This window comes from Vibrio sp. EA2 (genome assembly GCF_033042495.1).
GTDB lineage: Bacteria > Pseudomonadota > Gammaproteobacteria > Enterobacterales > Vibrionaceae > Vibrio.
In genome coordinates this window covers 870262-893427 of the sequence record NZ_JAWLID010000001.1, presented here as the reverse complement: position 1 = coordinate 893427, position 23166 = coordinate 870262, and the positions used below count along the sequence as shown (strand labels likewise).

The 23166-nt window shown below is 41.2% G+C and carries 16 protein-coding genes; 11 read left to right on the top strand and 5 right to left on the bottom strand.

Annotation, left to right across the window (positions count from 1 at the left end):
• The first annotated feature begins 103 nt into the window (after window positions 1-103).
• Both RXX31_RS03960 and RXX31_RS03955 read left to right on the top strand, forming a co-directional pair.
• Window positions 104-1069: a phytanoyl-CoA dioxygenase family protein gene (locus RXX31_RS03960; protein ID WP_317587795.1), complete on the top strand. Its 966-nt coding sequence runs from the start codon at window positions 104-106 to the stop codon at window positions 1067-1069.
• 487 nt (window positions 1070-1556) lie between these two features.
• Complete coding sequence (locus RXX31_RS03955; protein WP_317587794.1) at window positions 1557-3449, top strand: DEAD/DEAH box helicase; 1893 nt, start codon at window positions 1557-1559, stop codon at window positions 3447-3449.
• A 76-nt stretch (window positions 3450-3525) separates the two neighbouring features.
• On the opposite strand, the gene RXX31_RS03950 is transcribed toward RXX31_RS03955, so the two are convergent.
• Window positions 3526-5064, bottom strand: a complete 1539-nt coding sequence (locus RXX31_RS03950; RefSeq protein ID WP_317587793.1) for a bifunctional diguanylate cyclase/phosphodiesterase — start codon at window positions 5062-5064, stop codon at window positions 3526-3528.
• A 361-nt stretch (window positions 5065-5425) separates the two neighbouring features.
• Between RXX31_RS03950 and RXX31_RS03945 the strand changes: the two genes are divergently transcribed.
• The 3 genes from RXX31_RS03945 (at window position 5426) to RXX31_RS03935 (ending at window position 8179) form a co-directional block, all read left to right on the top strand.
• On the top strand, window positions 5426-6625 hold the full coding sequence (locus RXX31_RS03945; protein WP_317587792.1) for an acetate/propionate family kinase: 1200 nt from the start codon (window positions 5426-5428) through the stop codon (window positions 6623-6625).
• Between the two features lie 249 nt (window positions 6626-6874).
• The gene (locus RXX31_RS03940; protein WP_317587791.1) at window positions 6875-7795 is read left to right on the top strand and encodes an IS5 family transposase; all 921 of its coding nucleotides are present in this window, start codon (window positions 6875-6877) and stop codon (window positions 7793-7795) included.
• 69 nt (window positions 7796-7864) lie between these two features.
• Complete coding sequence (locus RXX31_RS03935; RefSeq protein ID WP_317587790.1) at window positions 7865-8179, top strand: outer membrane protein OmpK; 315 nt, start codon at window positions 7865-7867, stop codon at window positions 8177-8179.
• 123 nt (window positions 8180-8302) lie between these two features.
• Here RXX31_RS03935 and norR read toward each other — a convergent pair whose 3' ends face one another.
• Window positions 8303-9835 carry a nitric oxide reductase transcriptional regulator NorR gene (gene norR, locus RXX31_RS03930; protein ID WP_317587789.1) on the bottom strand — a complete coding sequence of 511 codons (1533 nt, stop codon included), beginning with the start codon at window positions 9833-9835 and terminating at the stop codon, window positions 8303-8305.
• A 196-nt stretch (window positions 9836-10031) separates the two neighbouring features.
• Between norR and norV the strand changes: the two genes are divergently transcribed.
• The 3 genes from norV (at window position 10032) to RXX31_RS03915 (ending at window position 13056) form a co-directional block, all read left to right on the top strand.
• Window positions 10032-11513, top strand: coding sequence for an anaerobic nitric oxide reductase flavorubredoxin (norV, locus tag RXX31_RS03925; RefSeq protein WP_059678405.1), 1482 nt, complete (start codon window positions 10032-10034; stop codon window positions 11511-11513).
• A 9-nt stretch (window positions 11514-11522) separates the two neighbouring features.
• Window positions 11523-12671, top strand: coding sequence for an NADH:flavorubredoxin reductase NorW (gene norW / locus RXX31_RS03920; protein WP_050934930.1), 1149 nt, complete (start codon window positions 11523-11525; stop codon window positions 12669-12671).
• A gap of 73 nt (window positions 12672-12744) precedes the next feature.
• Window positions 12745-13056, top strand: coding sequence for a DUF1971 domain-containing protein (locus tag RXX31_RS03915; RefSeq protein WP_317587884.1), 312 nt, complete (start codon window positions 12745-12747; stop codon window positions 13054-13056).
• 59 nt (window positions 13057-13115) lie between these two features.
• Here the strand turns inward: RXX31_RS03915 and RXX31_RS03910 are convergent, their stop codons facing one another.
• The gene (locus RXX31_RS03910; RefSeq protein ID WP_059678406.1) at window positions 13116-14186 is read right to left on the bottom strand and encodes an HPP family protein; all 1071 of its coding nucleotides are present in this window, start codon (window positions 14184-14186) and stop codon (window positions 13116-13118) included.
• Between the two features lie 287 nt (window positions 14187-14473).
• Between RXX31_RS03910 and RXX31_RS03905 the strand changes: the two genes are divergently transcribed.
• The gene (locus RXX31_RS03905; protein ID WP_317587788.1) at window positions 14474-15121 is read left to right on the top strand and encodes a hemerythrin domain-containing protein; all 648 of its coding nucleotides are present in this window, start codon (window positions 14474-14476) and stop codon (window positions 15119-15121) included.
• A gap of 56 nt (window positions 15122-15177) precedes the next feature.
• On the opposite strand, the gene narL is transcribed toward RXX31_RS03905, so the two are convergent.
• Complete coding sequence (gene narL, locus RXX31_RS03900) at window positions 15178-15858, bottom strand: two-component system response regulator NarL (RefSeq protein ID WP_317587787.1); 681 nt, start codon at window positions 15856-15858, stop codon at window positions 15178-15180.
• A 1-nt stretch (window position 15859) separates the two neighbouring features.
• Entirely contained in the window at window positions 15860-17611 is a 1752-nt protein-coding gene (locus RXX31_RS03895) for a histidine kinase (protein ID WP_059678409.1), read from the bottom strand.
• A 289-nt stretch (window positions 17612-17900) separates the two neighbouring features.
• On the opposite strand from RXX31_RS03895, the gene RXX31_RS03890 reads away from it, so the two are divergent.
• Window positions 17901-19301, top strand: coding sequence for a NarK family nitrate/nitrite MFS transporter (locus RXX31_RS03890; RefSeq protein ID WP_317587786.1), 1401 nt, complete (start codon window positions 17901-17903; stop codon window positions 19299-19301).
• A 99-nt stretch (window positions 19302-19400) separates the two neighbouring features.
• Window positions 19401-23165 (top strand): nitrate reductase subunit alpha, encoded by a 3765-nt coding sequence (locus RXX31_RS03885; RefSeq protein ID WP_317587785.1) that lies wholly within the window; start codon window positions 19401-19403, stop codon window positions 23163-23165.
• Window position 23166 lies beyond the last annotated feature (1 nt).

Sequence of the window (23166 nt, the reverse complement as noted above, 5' to 3'; positions counted from 1 at the left end):
TTTTGTATCACTTTGTTAGGTCAATTGTTGTCAGAATGTAATCAAACGGACGAGCTCAACGTCTTACAAGCCACAATAATCAGCCCTACAGGAAACCGTCATTATGAAAAACAAATATGGATTCGGAGACAATGCGCCTGGCAACAATAGTGTTTCCAACATCAACTCAGCACAGTTGAAAGACATACAAAAAACATTGTCTTTGAAGAAGCTAACACAAGAACAGTTCGAGTTTTGGCAGCACAATGGTTACCTGGTCATCCCGCAAATCATCTCGCCAGAGGCGGTAAAGCGTTCACAAGATTTTTTATGGGAGTTTCAGGAAATGGACCCGACTGATCCACAAACTTGGTATCAGGCACAGCGCCGCGATCATGCCATGGTGGAGCTCAACAACTCAGGGATGGTGGAATGTTACAACAACCAAGTTCTGTGGGATAACCGTCAAAACCCAGACGTTTACAATGCCTTTGTCGATATCTGGGACCAGGAAAACCTATGGGTCACCATCGACCGAGCGAACTTAAATCCACCAAACAAATCAGGACGCGAGTTTAGTGGGTTTATTCACTGGGACGCCGATTCCTCACTCGATCCGCTTCCAGTTAATGTACAAGGCGTTCTAGCGCTATCTGATACCAGTGAAGAGACTGGTGGATTCCAGTGTGTTCCTGAGCTTTACCGTCAACTGGAGGAGTGGCGTAAAACACAGCCCGCTGATCGTGACCCTTATGTTCCCGATCTTGCTGGGTTTGATGTGGAGTTTATCCCAATGAAAGCGGGTGACTTGCTGATATTTAATAGTTTGCTTGCGCACGGTATTCGCCCTAATCAATCGAACCAAGTGCGCATGGCACAATACATTTCGATGGTTCCGGCTGAAGAAGACAACCAGGCGATCAGAGATTGGCGCATAAACTCCTGGCGCGAACGAACGCCACCGCAAGGTTTCGCTTTCCCGGGAGACCCTCGCAATTGGGAGCAAATCAAGTACCCGCAAGCAGAGCTCACAGCATTGGGTGAAAAGCTTCTCGGTTTGACGAGCTGGAAAGAATCCCTAACGGCATAAAGTGCGATTCTGATATGTTGTGATGTTTAAGGTTTTCAAGATAGACTTTAATCCGTCTATCTTGGAACCACTTCACTTATCTTTAGAGGTGGACACGATTATGATTATTACGAGCTATTATTAGCAATAGAGCGCAATTTGGCTGTGAATTGTCCGTAGGGATTGATAAAGGAAAGGCCAGTGTAATGCTTTGGGGTGGTCAAGAACCCATCAGCTTTCATCGAGCGCTTTTTTGTGGAAAATGGTGGGCTGGTGGAAAATTATGCGAAAATGGCATTATTGAGAATAAATTGTGATGTAATTCAATTTTTTCTGGCTTTTTTTATGCTTTTAAGGAATAATCCGCCTCCTTTAGTCGTCCCTAATGGCTTATCGCGGTTGTGTACTGTGCTAATTCCTATCTGAATGGATTTAGTATCTGGATAATTCAGTATTGAATTGGAAGAGCATATGGGACTGTTTTTTTGTTTAATTAAGTAGGATCCCAATGCAAGATTCTGTTATTCAATTCAGTGATTTATCTCTGAATGATTCTATCCTTTCTGCTCTAGACGGAATGGGTTTCGTGTCACCAACTCCAATTCAGGCTGCGGCAATCCCACACCTATTGGAAGGTGCTGACGCGCTGGGCAAGGCACAAACGGGTACAGGTAAAACGGCAGCATTCTCTCTGCCTCTTCTCAACAAACTAGATCTAAACCAACGTAAACCACAAGCAATTGTACTTGCTCCGACTCGTGAGCTAGCGATTCAGGTTGCTGCGGAAATGAAAAACCTTGGTAAAAACATCAAGGGCTTGAAAGTTCTAGAAATCTACGGTGGTGCTTCTATCGTTGATCAAATGCGCGCGCTTAAGAGCGGTGCACATGTTGTTGTAGGTACACCTGGCCGTGTTCAAGACCTTATTAACCGTGAACGTCTGCACTTAGACGAAGTTAGTACCTTTGTCCTTGATGAAGCGGACGAAATGCTGAATATGGGTTTCGTGGACGACGTAACTGCAATCATGGAGCACGCTCCTGAATCTGCACAACGCGTTCTGTTCTCTGCGACTATGCCTCCAATGCTGAAAAAGATTGTTGAGCGCTTCCTTCGTGACCCTGTAACGGTAGACGTTGCTGGTAAGAACCACACTGTAGACAAAGTTCAACAGCAGTTCTGGGTAGTGAAGGGTGTAGAGAAAGATGAAGCGATGTCTCGTCTTCTTGAAACTGAAGAAACGGACGCATCAATCGTATTCGTACGTACTCGTCAAGATACTGAGCGCCTTGCTGACTGGCTTTCAGCTCGTGGCTTCAAAGCTGCGGCACTGCACGGTGATATCCCTCAGTCTCTACGTGAGCGTACTGTTGATCATATCAAACAAGGTGTTATCGACATCCTAGTTGCAACTGACGTTGTTGCACGTGGTCTTGACGTACCGCGTATTACACACGTATTTAACTACGACATCCCATTCGATGTTGAGTCATACATCCACCGTATTGGTCGTACTGGCCGTGCTGGACGTAAAGGTAAAGCGATCCTTCTTGTTCGCACTAACCAAATCCGCATGCTTCGTACTATCGAGCGTGTAACTAAGTCATCAATGGAAGAAATCCAACTTCCTCTACGTGACCAAGTTGCAGAAGCTCGTCTGGCTCAGCTAGGTGCAGAACTAGAAGCTGAGAAAGACCACAAATCACTAGATAAGTTTGCTGAGTTGGTTGAGAAACTACAAACTTCTCTTGAAATCGATCCAGCGATGCTTGCTGCGATGCTTCTTAAGCGCCAGCAAGGTAAACGTCCATTGTTCTACATTGGCGAAGACCCAATGGTTGAAGCGATTGAGCGCGACAAGCAACGTCGTAAAGAGCGTCGTGAAGGACGTGACAATGGCGGTCGTAACTTTAACAACCAAGACTGGGATACTTATCAGCTACAAGTTGGTCGTGAGCAAGGTGTTCAAGTTAAAGACATCGTTGGTGCTCTTGCGAACGAACTTGGCCTGGGCAAAGGTTCTATCGGTGCGATCAAGCTAGCGCAAGGTCACACATTCGTACAGCTACCAAAAGCAATGACTTCTGAAGCGGCGAGCAAGCTAAGCAAACTTCGTATCCGTCAACAAGATGTTGGTGCCGTAGTATGTGACTTCGATGACTTCCGTGAGTCTCGTGGTGGTCGTCGTGACGGCGGACGTCGTGATGGTGGTTACCGTGGTAACCGTGACGGTGCTCGTCGCGAAGGTGGCGGTCGTCGTGATGGTGGTTTCCGTGGTAATCGCGATGGTAACCGAGAAGGTGGTGAGCGTCGTTTCGATCGTAACCGTGGTGGTGATCACCGTGGTAACTACCGTGGTGAACGAGGTCACGGCCGTGGTCGTCGCACACAAGACGCATAATCTAGCCAGGTTATTGAAGTAACCTGTTGAGATAAAAGCTGATTTAGAAAACCGAGCATTAACATGCTCGGTTTTTTTATGCGGGTAAGAAACTGTCGCGTTTTTCGTCGTGCTCTGCCACCCAACTGATCACTTCTTCAAGTGGGAGTGCAGGACAGAATAAGTAGCCCTGAATAATGTCACAGCCACGGTTGCGCAAAAAGTGCAGGGTATCCATATCTTGAACGCCCTCTGCAACCACTGAGTATCCGAGTCCGTGAGCAAGCGCTATGGTATTTTCAACAATTGAGCGCGTACCTTCGTTGCGGTTCGCAGTCGATAAAAATGAGCGGTCAATCTTAATTTGATCGACAGGCAGGTCCCTTAACAATGACAGAGACGAATATCCTGTACCAAAGTCATCCAGACTGATCTTGATGCCCAGTCCTTTTATCTCTTTTATCAGCGGGTTAAGCTCTTTTACCCTATCAATGGCCATGGTTTCGGTTATCTCTAAACTGAGAAGATCAGCAAATTCCGGCGACTGTGCCAATAAATTTTCTAAACGGTTAAGTAGCAAGTTGGATGACAGGTCTTTGGCGGATAAGTTGACATGAATCGGGAGCTTAATCCCTCTGCTGATAAACGTTTTTAAATCTTTTTCTACTTGTCCTATTACCCACATCGTTATGTTGTTGACCTGATTACTGCGTTCGGCGATTGGGATAAAATCATTAGGAGAAATGTTATTACCTTGCCCGTCACGCCAACGAATAACCGCTTCAAATCCAACTACCATACTGGTACGTGCATCAATTAGTGGCTGGTAGTACAAACGAAACTCGTCCTGATCTAACGCACACTGTATGCGTGATGAAATTTCCAGTTGATATTTGGCCCCAATATTCATCCTATCGTTGTAAAACGCAAAAAGGTTACCGTTACTTTTTGCGTGATACATGGCAACATCTGCGTGTTTGATCAGTAATTCATTGGACATTGCATCCTGGGGGAAAGTGCTGATACCAAACACGACTGCCGAAGAAACTTGGAATTCATCGAGGTGAAAACGAGTGGAAAGTGCTTTATTGAGTTTCTCGATCAGTTTCTTACCATCTTCCTCAGTAGCCGATGCTGTGATTATCACAAACTCATCACCACCGACACGAAAAATTTTGTCATTATCTTCAAGCGCTTCGTGCAGCCTTTGACCTATTTGAATCAGTAATTGGTCACCACAAGAGTGACCCATTGCATCGTTGACTTGTTTGAAGTTTACGACATCAAAAAGAATGACTGAGAAGGGCAAGCCAGATTGAATACGATCGTCGATTACCTCGAAACAGTATTTTCTATTTGGAAGACCAGTCAGCGCATCATGAAAGGCATTTTGTTTTTCGCGCTTTGCAAGGCAATGCAATTCGACGATAGAGTCATTACTAAATTTGATGACGAAAACGACAAAAATGCTTCCAGCAAGTAGGAGCAAAGATATGCCTGTTTCGATAAGTGAACCCGTGGGGGTTTGCGCGATGGTGTATAAGTACGTTGCATACGCAATGATAAAGTAGCTTATCAACACCAACAGCCAAGTCCACCCAGAAACATCCGTTTTCGAGCGAATATTTTTCGTCATTTGCCATCCGAAGCAGAGCAACAGTAAGCCTAAACTGACAAGTAAAAGCGTAATTTTGGGCACAAGATTCCCCGATGTGTTGTAGTGTTTGTTGTTTTTATTCGTCTAATAAATAAGTTAGATCATAAATTAGTCAATACACAAGGTGGGTGAATCACAATTCTCTTTAATGAGAAGATATTTTTTATGCATCGAATAAAATTAAAAAGTGTCCTAGATCAATAAAAATTGTTCAATCAGACTATTAATTTTAAAAGATAGTTGAAAGATTAAAAAATTATTGAATAATAGAAAGCAACCACGTAGTGCGCAGCGCGGAAGCGTACTTACAGCCTCTGCTCCACAACAGGATAACTATTTCATGTCTAATTCGTTTGTACTAGTGATCAACTCAGGTAGCTCGTCACTTAAATTCGCTGTCATCGATTCAACTTCAGGTGAAGCTGTGCTGAGTGGCTTGGGTGAGTGTTTTGGTCTTCCAGAATCTCGTATGAGCTGGAAATTCAACGGTGAAAAAAAGGAAATTTCAATCGAAGGTGATGATAGCCATCATAAAATTGCTATCGGAAAACTAGTAGGTTTAACCGACGAGTTAGGTCTGGCTAACGACATCGTCGCAGTCGGGCATCGTATCGTGCATGGTGGTGAAAAATTCACTAAGACGGTTCGTATTACAGACGAAGTAACTCAAGAGATTGAAAAGCTTGCTGATCTTGCTCCATTGCATAACCCAGCAGGTGCTATCGGTATTCGTGCTGCGATTGAAGCGTTTCCAACGCTTCCTCAATTTGCTGTTTTCGACACGGCATTCCACCAAACGATGCCTCAAAAGGCATTTACTGGTGCTATTTCGCACGAACTATACGAACAGTATGGTATTCGTCGCTACGGCTTCCACGGCACAAGCCATTACTTTGTAAGTCGTGAAGCGGCAAAGATGCTGAACAAACCTGCGCAGCAGTCTAGCTTCATTACGGTACACCTTGGCAATGGCGCATCTGTATGTGCAATTAAAGACGGCCAATCAGTGGATACCTCAATGGGCTTTACTCCTCTAGCTGGCCTGATGATGGGTACTCGCTCTGGTGATTTGGACCCTGGCATCATTGAGTTCTTAATGAAGAAAGGCTGGACTCAAGAGCAAGTATTCGAAACGCTAAACAAAAAATCTGGCTTCTTGGGTGTATCTGGTGTGACATCGGATGCCCGAGGCATTCTGCAAGCGATGGAAGAAGGCCATGAAGGAGCGAAATTAGCATTTGAGGTATTTACTTACCGCGTCGCGAAGTACATTGGCTCTTACCTGATTCCACTTGATAGTCTGGATGCGATTATTTTTACGGGTGGTATTGGTGAAAACTCTCTGGATATTCGCCGTGAAGTGTTGAAGAACCTAAGCTTACTTGGCTTCGTTGAAGATGAGAAAGGCAATGAAGCGGCTCGGTTCGGTAATTCTGGCGAGATTGGTAAATCAGAATTACTCGATGCGAAAGTATTGGTTATTCCTACCAACGAAGAGTGGGTGATAGCATCGCAATCCGTTGAGCTTTTAAATCAATAGTATAGCCGCTAATTAAAACAAAAAAGCCACCAAATTTTGGTGGCTTTTTTGTTTAATAAATTCAGTGAGTTAATGTATACATCCATATTAAAATCTCTTTTTATTGATCCATTTGATTTATTTGCGATAATCAATCCTAAGTTAAATTTATGGGTTATAACATTACAGGGGCTTTGTTGCGGAAATCGAATGAACTAAATCAGAATCTTACGATCAGATCAGGGGCATTCATTCATTGACTTTGATTACATGCCGAAGCCTCGCTACAAAACCACTAACTGGTGCAAGTACAATAACTCCTTGATCAACAGAGGTTCACTCACGTTTTGGATTGACGAAGAGGCCATATCTGAGTGGAAACAATCTAAACAGGCTAAACGTGGTAGACCAAGATTGTTTAGTGATCTCGCTATCACGACTGCTCTCATGGTAAAGCGCATTTTTTCCTTACCTTTAAGGGCGCTACAAGGCTTTATCGACTCTGTTTTTAGATTGGCGAACGTCCCATTGGTTTGTCCCCACTATACTTGCATCAGTCGCCGAGCTAAGGATGTAGAGGTTAATTTCAAAGCCTCATCACGAGGCGCTATCCAACACCTGGCTATTGATGCAACTGGGCTCAAGGTATACGGTGAGGGCGAATGGAAAGTGAAAAAGCACGGAACCGATGGTAAGCGTCGAGTCTGGCGTAAACTCCATCTTGCTGTTGATACTGACACTCATGAAATTATTGCAGCTGAACTGACACTTTCAGGCGTGACGGATGCGGAAGTACTCCCAAATTTACTCAAACAAACACGCCGAACCATCAAGGAAATTTCGGGAGATGGCGCATACGATACAAGGGAGTGCCACAGGGCGATTAGGGTTAAGAAAGCGATACCTCTAATCCCTCCACGTGAAGGAGCCGCCTTCTGGGAAAAAGGTCATCCACGTAATTTGGCTGTTGGTTGCCAAAAGCTCTATGGTTCGAACAAAAAGTGGAAACGAAAGTATGGTTACCACAGGCGTTCATTGTCGGAGACCGCTATGTATCGCGTAAAACAACTACTAGGCGCTTCACTCACGTTTCGAAATTACAACGCACAAGTTGGGGAGACATACGCCATGATCAAAGCACTCAACAAGCTAACAGGGATAGGTATGCCCAAAACTCAGTATATCGTTTAAAATGTAAACGATTTAGCTAGTGTTCGCTCTCAAGTTGAATTCCGCAACAAAGCCCGTCAATACATCAATATGCGCAATGATTTTGGCCCAAATACAGATATTAACGGCCGAAATGGCTTTTCTATCGGTTGGAATGCGGGCTATGCATTTGAGGCATTTGGAGAAAGTTTCTTACTTACCAATTGGCATGAAACTGAATTAGACCGAAACGATAAATACGCTGAGAATAATGGTGGCTCGACAGGTGTTAATGGGGGGTTGAATTTAACTTGGAATATGACTGATGAAATTTCAACTACGGTGATGTACAGATATTTCTACAATAAGCTAGGGAATGATGATTACGGCGATATCCTAATTTATCGTATTGCATACAACTTTTAGCCGCTAATTACTTCCTACTTTACATTAGGAGCAGTTTTCCCAATCTGCTCCTAATTTGTCATTCAATTTGATTAAAATATCACTCGCATCATAAAGTGATAGTTCAAATTTGCATCTCTGTCATTACTTGATTCCTAAACGTTTAGCTAAACGATGTAGGTTCCCACTATCAAGCTCTAATTGGCGAGCCGTTGCTGCCCAGTTTCCCTGGTTAAGGTTGAGCGTTTGCGCAATGACTTTTTTCTGATACCTATCCGTTGCTTCTTTAAGTCCCACGATTGGTTCTCTAATCGACGAAATATCTGGTGTGTTGATTCCATCTGAATTTGAAGTTGGTGATGTATCAATATCAAAGTCTGACACCATCAATTCGATGTCCGCTGAGTGTGCGCGAGCTTTGGACAATACACCTGCACGTTTGATCATATGCTCCAGCTCTCGCACGTTCCCTGGCCATGAGTATTGTTTGAGTGCTTGGATAAGATCGGGCGAAAAACGAATACTATTTAGCCCCAATTTACTTCGTAGCTGTTCTGCGAAGAAACCCGCTAACAATACTACGTCCTCCTCACGTTCACGCAATGGGGGAACACGAATCGGGAAGACGCTTAAACGATGATATAAATCGGCTCTAAAACGTCCTGCTGTCACTTCTTCATATAAAACTCGGTTGGTGGCTGCCACAATACGAGTATTGACACGAATGTGCCGATCATCCCCGACGCGCTGAATATCCCCATACTGCAAAGCTCGCAACAGCTTTGCTTGCAATTCAAGTGATAACTCACCAACCTCGTCTAGAAATAACGTACCACCGTCAGCCTGCTCGAATTTACCTTTGCGATTACTGATCGCGCCAGTGAACGCCCCCTTTATATGCCCAAACAATTCACTTTCTGCTACAGATTCAGGTAGCGCTGCACAATTTAGGTAGACCAATGTTTTATCTGCGCGGTTAGAACGATGATGAATGGCATTGGCGACCAACTCTTTTCCTACTCCAGTTTCGCCCATGACTAATACGGACAGTTCAGTGTCAGCGACCGCATTAATTTGTTGTTGTAATGACTTCATTTCTGGCGACTCACCAATAATGTCGTCATTCAATGTACGTTTTTCAGTATACGATTCTCTCGGCAAGCTAGTTTGTGTTTCCAATTGTTCTAGAAGCAATGCGGTATGAAGCCCGCCAGCGGCCAACGCACTGATAAAACGTAGCTCATGATTTAGAAGTGAATCAAACTGGAAGGGATCAAAAGCATCAATAGTGATTGCGCCAATGAGATGATCGTCTATTAACAAGGGTAACCCGATGCATGAATGGATGTGTAATTTGTCATCATGGTTAGGGATCAAGCCGTCGTAGGGGTCGGGTAAGTTACTATCCGATGGGAAACGCACAATATCACCCGCGCGGGCAATCGCTTCTAATCTTGGATGTTCATTGATAGAGAAACGGCGACCCAATACTTCTTTTGCTAAACCGTTAATGGCTAGCGGTTTAAAGTGTTGATCTTCATAAAGAAGCAAAGCAGACGAATCGCACTTTAAGACTTCTCGTATTGTGGTGAGCAAGGTGTCAAAGCGAGCTTGTCGAGTAAGAGCTGAATTGAGATCTTGTGTAATGTGAAGCCATTGGGCGATTAGTGTAGTCATATTGAATACCCACAATTGTCAGTATGACAATTTTAATGTCTTAATGACAGCTGTCAACAATGTCATTAGGACATCGTTTGTGTGATGAGATTGAGTTAGGTTATTGATAAATAACAATATGTGTTTTTGGCATGCCTTGTGCAATATCTAATGTATCAGAGATAAATTAATTTAAATCCACGTTAAGGTAGTGACAATGACAATTCATGTTAAAAACAATATTCACTGGGTAGGTCAACGCGATTGGGAAGTGCAAGATTTTCATGGTACAGAATACAAAATGACTAAAGGTACCAGCTACAACAGTTACCTCATTCGAGAAGAAAAAACGGTATTGATTGATACTGTTGATCATCGATTCAGCCATCAGTTTCTTCAAAACCTTGAGATGGAAATTGATCTTAAGTCCATTGATTTTATCGTTGTGAACCATGCGGAAGAAGATCACTCAGGCGCTTTATCCGCATTAATGGAGAAAATTCCTAACACCCCCATATATTGTACCGAAGCCGCGATAGATTCAATTGTTGGACATCACCATCATCCTGAGTGGAAATTCAAAACGGTAAAAACAGGTGACAGCATTGATATTGGTAACGGAAAACAGCTCGTTTTTGTTGAAGCGCCAATGCTTCACTGGCCTGACAGTATGATGACTTATCTGACGGGTGATGCGGTGTTATTTAGTAATGATGCATTCGGCCAACATTATTGCGATGAACGATTATTCAATGATGAAGTCGATCAAAATGAGTTGATGGAGCAATGCTTACGTTACTATTCCAATATCTTAACGCCATTCAGCAGCCTAGTAACGGCAAAGATTAAAGAGGTACTCAGTTTTAATCTGCCTGTCGATATGATTGCTACATCACATGGTATTGTGTGGAGAGATAATCCTGCTCAAATTATTGAGCAATATTTAGAGTGGGCGGATAATTATCAAGAAGATCGCATTACGATTTTCTACGACTCGATGTCAAATAATACTCGAATGATGGCGGATGCGATTGCACAGGGCATTCATGATGTTGATCCTGGCGTTGCCGTTAAGGTTTTCAACGTCTCTAAGCATGATAAGAATGAAATTCTCGCTAACGTATTCCGTTCCAAAGGGATTTTGGTCGGGTCCTCAACCATGAACAACGTCATGATGCCAAAAATTGCAGGAATGCTAGAGGAAATTACAGGTCTTCGTTTTAAAGCGAAAAAAGCGGCCGCCTTTGGTAGTTACGGTTGGAATGGTGGCGCGGTTGATCGTATACATGCGCGGTTAACCGATGCAGGATTCGAAACTGCAATCAGCTTGAAAACCAAATGGCGACCAGACGGAAAAGCGATGCGCGAATGTCGTGAACATGGTCAGGCTATTGCTAAATTATGGGCCAACAACTTGCTATTAAGACCTACTGAACTCCGTTCGCAAGCTTTAGAGCAAACACCACAAGTGAATCCGCGAAAAGTCGAAGAAGTTCAGCTTGGTGTCCAACAGGAGCAGCCACACCATGAAGGGTGTCAGTGCATGATATGTACTGTGTGCAACTGGGTATATGATCCTTCAAAAGGTGAGCCAAACCAAGGCATTGAGCCTGGAACAGTATGGTCTGACATACCCGATTACTTCTTATGTCCAGAATGTCACTTAGGCAAAGATGTCTTTGTTGAATATAAAGCGTAAGGAGGCAGTATGCAGACACCTATAGTGATTATTGGTAGTGGTTTTGCTGCTTACCAGTTAATTAAAACAGTGCGTCGTATGGACGCACATATTCCAATTCAGGTCTTTACTGCTGAAGATGGTGCCGAATACAACAAACCAGATTTGAGTCATGTCTTTAGTCGAAAACAAACCGCCTCGGATTTAGTTGTCAAATCTGGCGACGTGTTTGCTAAAGAACATAACATCGAGTTGTTTGCAAACACCAAGGTTGAAAAGGTGGATGTTCACACGCAGCGTGTAACAGCAAATGGGCAAGTTTACCCCTATGGAAAGCTGGTGTTTGCTACGGGAGCAAAAGCATTCGTGCCACCAATGAATGGCGATGGATTAGGAGACGTATTGACGTTGAATTCGCTACAAGAGTATCAGGAGGCTGAGATACAAATTAGCCGAGCAGAACGAATTTTGATAATTGGTGGTGGGTTAATTGGTGTTGAAATTGCTATGGATCTTGCAACCAGTGGTAAAAACGTAACCGTTATCGAGCCAAATACTCGATTATTGGCAAACTTAATTCCTGAGTTCATTGCTTTGCCAATAGAAAGACAGCTTAAGCAGCAAGGCGTTCAACTGGTGTTAGAAACTAGCGTAGTAGCAGTAGACCGTTCAGAAAGTGGAACAACGGCAACATTAAGCTCTGGGCGCACAGTTGAAACCGATATCGTGATTTCAGCGGCTGGCTTATGTGCTAATACACAGTTGGCTAAAGAAGCATCTATTAGAGTTAACAAAGGGATTGTCGTCGATAGTCGTTTGCAGACTTCAACTCGCAATGTCTTTGCGTTGGGAGATTGCGCAGAAATCCAAGAGCGAATGATGCCATACCTACAACCCATAGTGTTAAGCGCCAACGTTCTAGGCAAACAACTATTGGGGCAAGACGCCGAGCTGGTGTTACCTCCCATGATGGTTAAGGTCAAAACACCTAGTTACCCAATCCAACTCGCGGGGACCGTAAACGGTGTTGAGAATTGGGAGGTGAGTATCTCTGCCCCTGGTATTGTGGCGAAAGCGAAAGATGATAACGGCCATCTCGTTGGCTTTGTCGTTACAAGCGAACAAGTTACGCAGGCATTCCCACTGCTTCGCGAATTGTCAAAATCATCTGGTCAATAGAAACATCGAATTTCAATAAAAGTTAAACAAAGAGGGTATTATGTCGCACCTACGTATTCCAAAATAGTGGACGATTCAACGCTCAACCCCATTCTTTACAAAAGACAACGTACCGCAAGCGTTACTATCTCACCATAACACAGCGGAAGGTGTGTTCGGTCAATTATGTGTGATGGAGGGGCAGGTGACTTACTATGGCTTTGCGGATGGGAATGCAACGGAGCCAGAAGCGGTAGTTGTCATTAATGCAGGACAGTTTGCGACAAGCCCGCCGCAATATTGGCATCGTGTTGAGTTGAGTGATGATGCACAATTCAATATTAATTTCTGGTCGTTGCCAAATAATATAAAACAAAAAATGTACAATACAAAACAAGACTCCTAGGTTCGTTACTCCTACCGTTGACATTAATCTGTCAACGGTAGGATGTCTTTGTCCAGGTATTACTTTTTGAGATTGTATAAAAATTCAATCAGATCAGATTGAGTAACCATCCCAACGAGTTGAGATTTAGAATTAACTATAGGTATATGGTGAAATCCTGACGTTAAATAAGGGATGAGACGAGCTACATGTTGTTCCTCATGCATAGTAATCGGGTTTCTTTTCATATATTGACCAATGGTCTTAGACGTCTTTTTCTTCGCTAAGAGATATAAACCTACAAATGAATTTATTTTTCTTTTCTCAACATAAAGTAAAAAATCGACTAGCGAAAAAATACCTACAATTTCTTGATCGGAATTTATAATAGGAATTGCACTAAACTTATTATTTTGAAGTGTATTGAGACCCTCATAGACAGAATCACTTTCAGTGAGTGCCAGAATGTTCTCTGTCATTACATGTTTGCAGGTCAGTTTTTGACTTTTATGCTCTAAAGCGAGCAAGTGAGTTTGTTTAAAAATTTCATCGAGCGTTTGTTCATCAATATCTAACCATTCATTTCTCGTTTCCAGAACCTTATGTAGTTCATCAAAGTAAAGTGATGACTTTTCATGAGCCGACTTTGAGTTAATTGATGGTTTTTGAGTTGTTTTCGAAGGCCTTATGGCATTCCATCTACGATACACAATGCCAGACAAGGCTAGGGGAAGAACATTCAGTAAGACAGGATCGAGTATGAAGTAGACATCTGGCTGCGATGTGTGACTCAACACAGGGACAAGCGCAGTTGCTACGCCAGGTGGATGGACACATTTTAGGACAATCATAATGATGATAGTGCAAGTTATTGTCAGTGTTATCAAAACTATGAGATCATCGAATGCCGTCGATAAACCGATACCGACCAACGCCGCCGTTAAATGTCCACCGACCAAAGGCCATGTCTTTCCCATTGGACTGCTAGGGATCACAAAAATGATCGTGATGGAAGCCCCTATTGATGCAATCAATAAAGGGGTTGTGGAAATGGTATGCCCGTAGTTTGCAAGTACCGCAATGATAGCTGATGTAAGGAATACAGGTATTGCAATGAATGAAAGATTGAATAAGCGGTCAAAATGAGACATAGGAATCAAAGTAAAAGTGAAAAACGGAATTTTATGCGATCATTAAATGTTGATAAAGCGTTTAAATTTTTATGGATATAATTAAAACGAACATGAGTTGTCTAATCTTTATATAAATAGGCTTGATTTATAAATACCATTATCGTATGCCGTGTATAAATATGAAATGTTATTTTTCATTATTGTCGTAATCATTTAGAGGTAAATTTAATTAAATCATATATTAAGACTAATAGGTTAGATAGTTCTAGAGTAGAATAAAAGTGGTATGAAAGAGGATAATTGATATGAACATAAATAATACTTCCCTATGTGATATTATAAAAAACGTTCCAGGTTCAATAAATGTATTAAAATCGTACAACATTAATGTATATATAAACTTAAGGAAAACATTAAATGAATTTTTAGTTATCGATGATATTTCCAAATATTCTAATATGATTGATGAATTAAACGAACTGAGTCTGGATAACAAAGAGTTGCTGAAATTTTGTGATATACCTCATCAAGAGTTGATAAAATATATCATTGCTAACTTTCACATAAAACACAGAGATCAGTTGAATCGGGCGATAGAGTTAGCGAAACGTGTTGAAACTGTACACTATGACCACCCTAAATGCCCTCTTGGTTTGAGTGAATGCTTAGAAGGGATTGAGAACGATCTATGCAGTCATATGGAGAAAGAAGAACAAATCTTGTTTCCAATGATCAGTCAAGGGATCTATCCTGATGGTCCTATTTTCGTCATGGAGAAAGACCATGATGACCATATCCAGGCATTGAGTGATTTAATGACTTTGGTGAACTACTTGGAAGTACATGAAGATGCATGTCAGTCATGGCAAAATTTATATTTATTATTAGAGCAATTTGAAAGTGACATCCTCACGCACATTGCTTTAGAGAACAATATTTTATTTAAAAATTAATGTACAGTGAAGAATGAATTTCTGCTTAATCGATGTGTTTAGGCAGAAATATCTAATTATTCGAACCTGATTTTTTCTTGATGTACCCAAACTGCTGCTTCAACTCGAGAGCGTAATTGTAGTTTTTTCAAGATGCTTTTTACATGAACTTTTACTGTGCTTTCGGAGATGAAAAGTTTATTAGCAATCATTTTGTTTGATAAACCAACAGCAATGTTTTTCAGAATCTCCTGTTCCCGAGTGCTAAGAACATCAATAGATACATTGGTTAGTTTTTCTTGCTTCTTTTCTCTTAGATTTCCTACTAAAATTGATGTTAATTCAGGGCTAATGACTGTTTTTCCTAAACATGCATTTTCAATAGAGGCTAGTAATTCTTCTGGTTCCATATCTTTTAAAAGATATCCGTCTGCACCTAATTTAATCGCCTTAGACACGTCTTCATCGTAATTTGAAACGGTAAAAATAATAATTTTGCTTAAGATGTGTTTATCTCGTAGTAATTTTAACGTTTTCAATCCATCTAATTCTGGCATATTGATATCTAATAGGATTAAGTCTGGTTCGTAGTCAATAGCATAATCCACCCCTTGAAGCCCATTACTTGCTTCTGCAACAACGGTTAGATGTTTTCTGGTATTAAGTAATTGTTTAATACCACTTCTTAACATGGGATGATCGTCGATTAAAAGTATTGTGGATGCTTCAGCATTGGTAAATGTGTGTTCTTTTATCATATTATACTCGTGAATATATAGGAAAAGTCAGGTGGAATTCAGTCCCTTTGCCAGGAGAGGAGATGATATCCCATTTTCCTGATAGAGACTGTGCTCTGTCACCAATAATTTTTAAACCATAGCGAGAGTTTTCTTGTGAAGTAGAGAATCCACAACCATCGTCGAGAATAACTAAAGAGATATCATTATCTTTCATTGATAAATCTAGCGTTACATAGGAAGCTTGTGCATGCTTATAAATATTATTTAATAGCTCGCGAATTATTTGTATTAAATGTATTGAATGATGAATGGATATTTTGTTAGCTGGTACCTCATAACTAAAATTTATTTTTGTGCCTATTTTTTTGTTATATTCCTTAACCGTGTTTTCCAGCGCAGGTAAAAAGCCTAGCCCATCTAACTTCAACCTAAAGGTTGTCAAAAGCTCTCTAAGTTGACAATAAGCAACATTTACTTCTTCTCGCATTTCCCCAATAATCGATATCTGTTCTTCGTCTAAGTTTGATAAATCCATTTGTAAAATACTCAATTTAATCTTGAGACAAGACAGGGACTGAGCGATTGAATCATGCAGTTCGCGTGCAATTGTATTTCTTTCTTTTAATATTAATAACTGCTGATCTTGCTGAACCTTATAGAAAACGGAAAGGGATTGTGTTAATAGTTCTGAAAATGCAATTATTAATTGCTCATTTTCTACATTTATACAGGATTTTATATTGTTTGATATGACGATTTTTCCATAGTCATGATTAGAGTCCTTTAGTTTTATAGTGATCTCTGATAGGTTTTCTATGAACGTCTTTTCATTATCAAAGCAGAGGTTGCAGCTGAGGTTTTTGCAAAAATCAGGTCTGCTTATTGAACCAAAATCAAATATTTGAGCATTATCACTTTCTTGATAATCATTAATTAATATTTTAACTTTATGTATACCAGTTAATTCAATTAACTCTTGAGTTAATGGTGCCAACATATCGCAACTATACTGTTCATTATTAAACTTTTTACATGCTCGATATAGAAAGTCTAAGTATTTATTTTTTCTATTCAAATCCTCTGTCTTATGATATACAACATTTTCTAAATTTATATATGTTTCTTTTATACTTTCTGACATTAAATTAATAGAATCGCCCAATTCATTCATTTCATCTTTATGTTTCTGTACGATAAATTTCTTACTAAAGTCTCCAGATTTAATCGATCTTGATATATCAAGTATTGACATCCATGGCTTAAATAGCCTTGAGTATAGGTTTCCAATAGAATATATTCCAAATATTATTATCATAATGGAAAATGCTTTTTGGATGTTTTCTAGAGATTTAATATTGTTCTCGGTATTACGTTCTACTTTATAGATCAGATTATCTATTATTTTCACAAACTCGTCAGAGTTTGATCTTATTGATTCATAACTCTGGTTTTCTATCTTTTCCTGAAAGAAAGCTAATAAATTTCCATGTTCATCGTTTAAACCACTTTTAATCATGTACTCTATTATGTTTGGATTATTCAGCTTTTTATTAATTTTAATTATATTTTCTGACGTAATACTTTTATCTGTAGACAAAATAGATTTATAGATGAGCATTCTTATCGAACCAATTTGATTAACAATGTGCGTTCGACCTTGAATATTGTCTACCGTTATGAGTGAAATAAACATACCAGATAAAGATATACTACATAGCATTAATATAAAGAATGAAATTTTTTTTGTTATGGATATATTGAAAAAATTCATTATCTCATCTAATAAGCTAGTTTTCCGTATCTAATAACATACCGCTTTTTTATGGAACAAGACATACTACTAGTGGGTTACTACCTAATAGTTTCCTAAACCGCCCGTTTATGAAGTTCTTTGTTTTTTCAATGATATCAATAGTTTATAAAGTTATGCTGTAACTACAATGAGCAGTATCACTTAACGGGTGGGTTTTATTAGAAATATGTCTTTGATCTAAATCAATAATTTTACTACGTGATTATCACTAAATGTACTGGTTTTTCCAATAACAATGGTGTTAATCATGTCAATAAATATAGATACAAAGGACATGGAGTCGTCTGGTCGATTAAGTACGCGTTCAATTAAACAATGGCTTCCCGAGGATAGTTCGTTTTGGTTATCTCAAGGACAATACATTGCAAAACGAAACTTATGGATTTCGATTCCTTGTCTACTATTGTCCTTTTGTGTTTGGATGATCTTTAGTGCTGTTGCAGTTAATCTGCCTAAAGTCGGCTTTTCATTTAGTACAGAACAACTGTTTTTGTTAACGGCTTTACCCTCTGTCTCAGGAGCGATCGGTCGTATTCCGTATTCTTTTACAATTTCAATATTTGGCGGTAGACGTTGGACAGCATTCAGCACGCTGATACTTATTGTACCAATGGTTTGGCTAGGGATTGCAATCAGTAATCCTCACACTGCATATTCCACGTTCGTCATGATTGCACTGTTGTGTGGACTAGGCGGTGCAAACTTTGCCTCAAGTATGGCCAATATTAGTTTCTTTTACCCAAAGGAAATGCAGGGGAGTGCGCTTGGGTTAAATGGAGGACTTGGTAATCTCGGTGTCAGCGTAATGCAGTTGGTGGTCCCTATCGCTATTTCGTTTCAATGGTTTAATTCGCAATCTGAAGGACTACAGCTCCAAAACGCAGCATGGATTTGGGTTCCGTTAATTTTGCTCTTTAGTGTCATTTCTTGGTTTGGAATGAACGATATAGAAAGTGCAAAAGCCTCGTTCAAAGAGCAGGTCAAAGTACTTAAACAAGGGCACTTATGGTTGATGAGTTTATTGTATCTCTCCGCATTTGGTTCTTTTATAGGGTTCTCTGCTGGCTTTGCGATGTTGTCTCAAACTCAATTCCCTGAAGTTGATGTGTTGAAATTTGCATTTATTGGTCCGCTCATTGGTGCGCTTATGAGACCTGTTGGTGGGGCATGGTCAGATAAATTTGGTGGTATAAAAGTAACGTTTTTAAATTTCGTTCTAATGGCGTTATTAACAATTCTTATCTTCTTTACTATTCCATCAGAAAGATCGCCAGGTAGCTTTGTTCTCTTCCTTATCATTTTCATGGGATTATTTGCCTGCTCAGGTATTGGCAGTGGGTCAACATTTCAAATGATTGCGGTTTTATTCCGCCGTATTATCACGCAACAAGCGAGAGTAGCTGGGTTGGATGAGGAAATTATCACACGTAAATCAGCAACGGATACGGCAGCAGCATTGGGATTTATATCTGCCATTGGCGCGTTTGGTGGTTTCTTTATTCCCCAGGCATTTGGTCTATCGCTCTCTTTTACAGGCTCTGCTTCAAGTGCCTTAATACTATTCCTATTTTTCTATGTCGTTTGTTCAATCATTACGTGGTTCGTTTATGGACGAAATATAGAGAACGGTTACGCGACAAAAATATAAGTCACATATTTAACTCGAACATTTTTATCGTAGATATCAACGTTAATTATTAACTAAGCATAAATAATAATTAGTTCCTAAATATAGGAGAAACACTGAATGAGCAAGTTTTTGGATCGATTTCGATACTTTAAACAAGTCGGAGATTCGTTTTCTGGTGATCACGGACAAACACTTAATACAAACCGTGATTGGGAAGATGGATACAGAACGCGTTGGCAGCATGATAAAATTGTACGCTCTACTCACGGCGTAAACTGCACGGGGTCTTGTAGTTGGAAAATTTATGTCAAAAACGGGTTGGTGACATGGGAAACTCAACAAACAGATTATCCTAGAACACGTCCAGATCTTCCTAATCATGAGCCGAGAGGATGCCCGCGAGGGGCGAGTTACTCTTGGTACTTATATAGTGCGAATCGCCTCAAGTACCCAATGGTACGTAAACCGTTATTAAAACTTTGGCGTGAGGCAAAACGTCGTTTTGCAGATCCGATCGATGCATGGAAATCTATCGTCACTAACTCTGACGCGACTACTGCTTATAAAACAGCGCGGGGACGAGGAGGATTTGTACGTAGCTCTTGGGCTGAAGTTAATGAAATTATTGCCGCTTCTAATATATACACCATAAAAGAACATGGACCAGATCGCGTGGTGGGTTTCTCCCCAATTCCAGCCATGTCAATGGTGTCTTACGCTGCTGGTGCGAGATACTTGTCTCTCATTGGTGGCTCTTGTTTGAGTTTTTATGATTGGTATTGTGATTTACCACCAGCATCTCCGATGACGTGGGGGGAGCAAACAGACGTTCCTGAATCAGCAGATTGGTATAATTCTTCATACATTATTGCTTGGGGTTCGAACATCCCTCAAACTCGTACTCCTGATGCGCACTTCTTTACCGAGGTCCGCTATAAAGGGACGAAAACGGTCGCAATTACACCTGATTACGCTGAAGTTGCAAAACTCTGCGATCATTGGCTTAACCCAAAACAAGGTACGGACAGTGCAGTAGCACTCGCAATGGGTCATGTAATTCTTAAAGAATTTCATGTTAAACGGCAGTCTGAATACTTCCAAAACTACTTGCGACAATATTCAGATATGCCGATGTTGGTGAAGTTGGAACCTAGAGCTGACGGTAGCTACAGTGCAGGTCAGTTTTTACGTGCATCAGAGCTAGTGAATAACCTCGGTGAGTCCAACAATCCTGAATGGAAAACCATCGCTATTAACGAAATGGATGGAGAATTTATTGCGCCTAATGGCTCTGCTGGTTTCCGATGGGGGGAGAAAGGTAAATGGAATCTTGAGCAGCAAGCGGGAGATGGCCAGAATAATGTCAAATTACAACTAGGGATAAAAGATGCAGACGACACGCTTGATGTTGCCTTCCCTTATTTTGGTGGTTTAGAGCACGAACATTTTACCCATGTGCCACTCTCAGACCTCATTAATCGTAAGCTACCAGTGAAACGTATTACTTTGGAAGACGGAACCGAAACATTTGTCACTACTGTATATGATCTGACACTTGCGAATTATGGTGTAGAGCGTGGATTAAGTGATCCTAGTTGTGCGGCAGAGTATTCCGAACTCAAAGCTTATTCTCCAGCATGGGCTGAAAAAATCACAGGAGTCTCAGCCGACGAGATCTTTCGAATTGCAACTGAGTTTGCGGATAATGCAGAGAAAACTCGTGGACGTTCGATGATTATTGTGGGTGCAGGCTTAAACCACTGGTACCACATGGATATGAACTATCGCGGTTTGATTAACATGTTGATCTTCTGTGGCTGTGTTGGCCAAAGTGGTGGTGGTTGGGCGCATTATGTCGGACAAGAAAAACTTCGTCCTCAGACAGGATGGCAACCTCTAGCGTTTGGATTAGATTGGCAGAAGCCTCCACGTCATATGAATGGCACATCCTTCTTCTACAACCATTCGAGTCAATGGCGATATGAGAAGTTAAAAGTCGATGAATTACTGTCTCCAGTAGCGGATAAAACGCGCTACAGCGAACACTTGATCGATATGAACGTTAAAGCAGAGCGAATGGGATGGCTACCTTCGTCACCACAACTTAACGTCAACCCGTTGAATATTGCCAAACAGGCACAAAGCTCAGGACAGTCAGCAACTGATTACGTTGTGAATGCGTTGAAAGACGGTGAGATTCGTTTCGCATCAGAACAACCTGAAAAACATTATCCACGAAATATGTTTATATGGCGTTCTAACTTACTTGGCTCGTCGGGTAAAGGTCACGAATACATGCTCAAATACTTACTCGGAACCGAGCATGGTATTCAAGGTAAAGATCTGGGCGAGTTTAGTGCAACAAAACCGAGTGAAGTGGAATGGAATGATCAACCAACACAGGGCAAGCTTGATCTCGTTGTTACGTTAGATTTTCGTATGTCGAGCACGTGTTTATTCTCGGATATCGTTCTTCCAACCGCAACGTGGTATGAAAAAGATGATATGAATACGTCGGATATGCATCCATTTATTCATCCTCTATCAGCAGCGGTTGATCCAGCTTGGGAAGCGAAGTCTGACTGGGAAATCTACAAAGGCATTACCAAAGCATTTTCGAGTCTTTGTGACGGCCATTTAGGTAAAGAAACCGATATCGTTACGTTACCTATACAGCATGATTCTCCAGCGGAAATAGCGCAGGCATTTGATGTTAAAGATTGGAAACTTGGTGAATGTGAGTTGATCCCTGGTAAAACTGCGCCACATATTATGGCCGTGGAACGTGACTATCCTAATACCTATGCACGATTCACCTCTCTAGGCCCACTATTAAATAGTCAAGGTAACGGTGGAAAAGGAATCAACTGGAATACCGATAGTGAAGTTGAATTGCTCAAAAAACTCAATTATGTCCATCATGAAGGAGCCGCAAAAGGACTCGCTAAAATTGAAACAGCCATTGATGCAGCAGAAGTGATTTTAACGCTAGCGCCAGAAACGAACGGGCAGGTAGCAGTAAAAGCTTGGGATGCATTAAGTGAATTCACTGGGCGAGAACACCGCCACCTGGCCATCAATAAAGAAGAAGAAAAAATTCGCTTTCGAGACATTCAAGCACAACCACGAAAAATCATATCAAGTCCAACATGGTCTGGCTTGGAAGATGAACATGTGTCCTACAACGCTGGTTATACCAATGTTCATGAGTTGATACCATGGCGAACAGTAACAGGGCGTCAACAGTTATATCAAGATCACCAATGGATGAGAGATTTTGGCGAGAGTTTAATTGCTTATCGCCCACCTATTAACACTCGTACTGTTCACGACATTATGGGTAAGAAAGGCAATGGCAACAAAGAGAAAGCTTTGAACTGGATTACGCCACACCAAAAGTGGGGAATTCACTCTACGTACAGCGAAAACTTACTGATGCTGACATTATCACGTGGTGGCCCAATTGTGTGGATGAGTGAAATAGACGCAAAAGATCTTGGTATTGAAGATAACGACTGGATCGAAGCATTTAACTCGAATGGCTCATTAACGGCACGGGCTGTGGTCAGTCAACGTGTGCCTGAAGGGATGGTCATGATGTACCACGCACAAGAGCGCCTTGTTAACTTGCCTGGTGGTGAGATTACTGGACAACGAGGTGGGATCCATAACTCAGTCACTCGGGTATGTCCAAAACCTACTCACATGATCGGCGGCTATGTACATCAGGCTTATGGCTTTAACTACTACGGAACAGTCGGTTCGAACAGAGATGAATTTGTTGTTGTTCGTCGAATGAAGGAAGTCAAATGGCTAGATGGCGAAAACAACGATTATACACAAGCACCGAATATGTACAGTGGTTTAGTGGGAGATAAATAAG